The sequence below is a fragment of the uncultured Methanobrevibacter sp. genome, from assembly GCF_900316895.1.
Classification (GTDB): domain Archaea; phylum Methanobacteriota; class Methanobacteria; order Methanobacteriales; family Methanobacteriaceae; genus Methanocatella.
The window spans coordinates 1-3,529 of sequence record NZ_ONER01000126.1 but is presented as its reverse complement, the minus strand read 5'-3'; the positions used below and the strand labels follow the sequence as shown (position 1 = coordinate 3,529).

The 3,529-nt window shown below is 35.6% G+C and carries 4 protein-coding genes and 1 pseudogene; all 5 read left to right on the top strand.

The genetic code is table 11. The features are described from left to right. A pseudogene (locus QZN27_RS09495) lies at nt 1–1,014 on the top strand (V-type ATPase 116kDa subunit family protein); the annotation flags it as partial. Nucleotides 1,015–1,085: 71 nt separating this feature from the next. Continuing rightward, nucleotides 1,086–1,574, top strand: a complete 489-nt coding sequence (locus tag QZN27_RS09490; RefSeq protein ID WP_292888190.1) for a V-type ATP synthase subunit K — start codon at nt 1,086–1,088, stop codon at nt 1,572–1,574. A 13-nt stretch (nt 1,575–1,587) separates the two neighbouring features. Beyond that, on the top strand, nt 1,588–2,205 hold the full coding sequence (locus tag QZN27_RS09485; protein ID WP_296786879.1) for a V-type ATP synthase subunit E: 618 nt from the start codon (nt 1,588–1,590) through the stop codon (nt 2,203–2,205). A 15-nt stretch (nt 2,206–2,220) separates the two neighbouring features. After that, a complete protein-coding gene (locus tag QZN27_RS09480; protein ID WP_296786876.1) occupies nt 2,221–3,375 on the top strand; it encodes a V-type ATP synthase subunit C in 1,155 nt (384 codons plus the stop codon). Continuing rightward, nucleotides 3,372–3,529, top strand: a 158-nt coding sequence (locus QZN27_RS09475; protein WP_296786890.1) for a V-type ATP synthase subunit F, incomplete at its 3' end; no start/stop codon positions are given. The genes QZN27_RS09480 and QZN27_RS09475, both read left to right, overlap by 4 nt.

Genomic DNA, 3,529 nt, shown 5'->3' with positions numbered 1-3,529 from the left:
TGACGGACATTGTGCCTTTGAAACAATAGAGGTTGAAGGTACAGATGATGAAAATGTTCCAGTTTTACAACAAAACGGATGGTATGCAAAACCTTTCGAGTACCTCGTTGATATGTACTCACCTGTACGTTACAATGCTATGGATCCGACAATCTTTGTTGCGATTACATTCCCATTCTTCTTCGGTTTCTGTTTAACCGATGCAGGATATGGTGTATTTGTAGCTCTTATTGGTGTTATATTATTACGCGGTTTGGGTAAAATCAAAGAATCCATGAAGTCCTTTGGTTGGATTTTAATCTGGTCAGGTCTGTGGGCTATTATATACTGGGTCTGTTGACCAACGGATGTATTGGGGATTTCTCAAAAAGGATGCTCGGTATGAGATTACCAACCGTATTCGAACCTGTTGACGCATTTGTGCACCCGGATCATATTTTGATAATAGCTATCGCTATTGGTCTTCTTTATACCAACATCGGATTTATCTTAGGTGCCATTAACAACTTAAGATACGGAAATGTCAAAGAAGCTATAGGTTCTCAAATTTGTTGGTTTGTATTTGAAGCTGGTCTTATCTTCCTTGCAATCGGATACTTAATGCCTACAATCGGCATTATCGGTTATGCAATTGGAGGAGTTTTAGTTGTTGCAACTATTGGAATGTTAGTTTGGGCTAACGGTGCATACGGTGTAATGGATATTTTCAGTTACATGGGAGATGTATTATCTTATGCACGTCTTTTAGCTTTATGTTTGGCTACTGGGGGTATTGCTATGACAGTAAACATCTTAGCCGGAATGGTTAATGATATGGTTCCTATGATAGGTATTGTACTTGCTGTAATCGTATTCATAGGTGGTCATATTGCAAACTTCGCTTTCCAAGTATTAGGTGCATTCATTAACGCTCTGCGTCTTAACTATGTAGAGTTCTTCTCACAATTCTTCATGGAAGGTAAAGGTAAATTCGAAGCTTTCAAAGCAAAAAGAACATTTACAAAAATTAAATAAATTAAAAATTTTTCATTTATATCTTAAATTAAATTAAAAAAAATCAATATTATTTCAAAGGTGAATTAAATATGGTAGAAATAGGCTTAGGAGCTGCTTTAGCAGCAATCGGTGCTGGAGTAGCAATTGGTTTTGCCGGATTAGGTTCCGGTCTAGGGCAAGGTATGGCAGCTGCTGGTTCTGTAGGAGCAGTTGCAGAAGACAACGACATGTTCGCTAGAGGTATTATTTTCTCTGCTTTACCAGAGACTCAGGCTATTTACGGTTTCTTGGTTGCTATCTTATTATTAGTATTCTCCGGTTTATTAGGTGGAAACGCAACTAAATTAACTTTAGAAGCAGGTATTATAGCTATTGGTGTAGGTGCATCTATCGGATTTGCTGGTTTAGGTTCCGGTATGGGACAAGGTATGGCAGCAGCATCCTCCGTCGGTGCTATTGTAGAAGACAACGACATGTTCGCTCGTGGTATTATTTTCTCTGCATTACCAGAGACTCAGGCTATTTACGGTTTCTTGATTGCTATTTTACTTATGGTATTCGGTGGAATCTTAGCTTAAGGAGGCTATTCATATGAGCTCAGGCACAAGTAAAATTGTTGAAAGCATCATGTCTGTAGCCCAAGAGAAAGCTGATGGTATCATTCAAGATGCTAATGCAGAAGTTTCACAAATAAATGCTAATGCTGAAAAAACTGCGGAAGCTGAAAAAACAAAAATCTTAGAAAATGGTAAAAAACAATCTGATATGAGATATCAGCAAATTATCTCTGAAGCTAAGATGAATGCTCGTAGAGCAGAATTAGGCGCTAAAGAAGATGTTATTGAAGCTGCTTTCAATCAAGCTATTGGAGAGTTAAAAACCAAAGCTGCTTCTGGCGACGAAGAATACAAAGATTCATTAAGTAAAATGATTATGGAAGCTACTGAAGAGATTGGTAGCAATGACCTGATCTTACAATTAAATGAAGCTGACACAAAGAAATTTAAAGATGACTTATCTTCACAAGGTTCAGACTCTTTTGAAATTGAAGGAATCAAATTTACATTAGGCGAACCTATTGATGCAATTGGTGGTGCTATTTTAAAGACCGCTAATGGAGATATTGAAGTAAATAACACAATTGAAGCAAGATTAGAAAGATTTAAAAGTATCTTACGTAGTGAAGTTGCTGAAATATTATTTAAATAATTAGGAGGATAAATTATGGCAGATGGAATTGCTACCTTAATAAGTGCTTTGGGACTTACACAGGAAACATTTCTTGTATTCTGTATCTTAGCAGTGCTTATTGTAGGTGCAGTAGTTGTAATCATTACATCCAGACCAATTTTGGACATTTATCCTTATCTTAACCCAAGTGCAAGAGTAAGAGCTAGAAAAGGAAGATTATTTGATGAAAAACAAATTTCTGAACTCGTTGAAACCAACGATGTTGAAGAGGTTGAAAACTATCTCAAAGGTATTCCTGAATATGCTGACGTTTTAGATGAATATCCACTTGATAAAGCATTAGACGTAGAACGCGCTAACACTTATGATTTTGTTGCAAGAGTAGCTCCTAAGGACATTAAAGATCCTTTTGTTGTAATGTCTAAAAAATCAGACATCGACAACATCAAAAGTCTTTTAACCGCTAAGGAAGTTGGTCTTAATCCTGATGAGACAAGAGAATTGTTAATTCCTTGTGGATCATTATATGATGAATTGGAATCATTAGCCGACGTTGATAACGTAACTGATGTTGTGACAAGTTTGGATAACACCGAATATGCAGCAGTGCTAGAAGATGCTCTTCCACAATATGAAGATACTAATATGATTCTTCCATTAGAATCTGCTTTAGATAAATACTATTTAGGCAAGTTATTACGTTCTTCTGATGTTCCTTCCGATGAAAACAAACAGATATTGTATTCATATGTGGGAACTCAAGTTGATGTAGCTAATCTAAAATTAATTATAAGGGCAAAACAAGATGGCCTTGATTATGATGCAATCTCCCCTTATATATTAGAGGAAGGATACCAATTACGTGATTGGAAACTAAAAGATTTAATGGAATCACCGGACGTTACAAATATCGTTTCCGGCTTAGAAGGAACAAAATATGCTGAAGCATTAACTGATGCAATTCCTGTTTACAATGAAACCGGTTCAGTTGCTGTATTTGAAAAGGCATTGGATGTTTACTCTTCACAATATTCAAAATCTTTAGCTTCTAAAAAACCATTAGGTATTGGTCCAATTATTGGTTATTTAAATCAAAAAGAAAGTGAAATTAAAAATTTAAAAATTATTGCAAGGGCAAAAAGAGAAGCAGACTTCCCTAATTCTAAAATCATGGAGATGTTAATATGAGTTCAGTAGCAATTATAGGTGATATTGACACTGTTTCAGGATTTAGATTAGGTGGTGTCAAAAAGGCGGAAGTAGTTAACACTACTGAAGAAGCTATTGCAGCTTTTGATAAATTTTTAGATGAAGAAATTTCAATTATTATCATTACCCAATT

Excerpts from the sequence above, each read along its gene's own strand:
- QZN27_RS09480 (WP_296786876.1), top strand. The coding sequence starts at position 2,221 with ATGGCAGATGGAATTGCTACCTTAATAAGTGCTTTGGGACTTACACAG.
- QZN27_RS09490 (WP_292888190.1), top strand. The coding sequence starts at position 1,086 with ATGGTAGAAATAGGCTTAGGAGCTGCTTTAGCAGCAATCGGTGCTGGA.
- QZN27_RS09485 (WP_296786879.1), top strand. The coding sequence starts at position 1,588 with ATGAGCTCAGGCACAAGTAAAATTGTTGAAAGCATCATGTCTGTAGCC.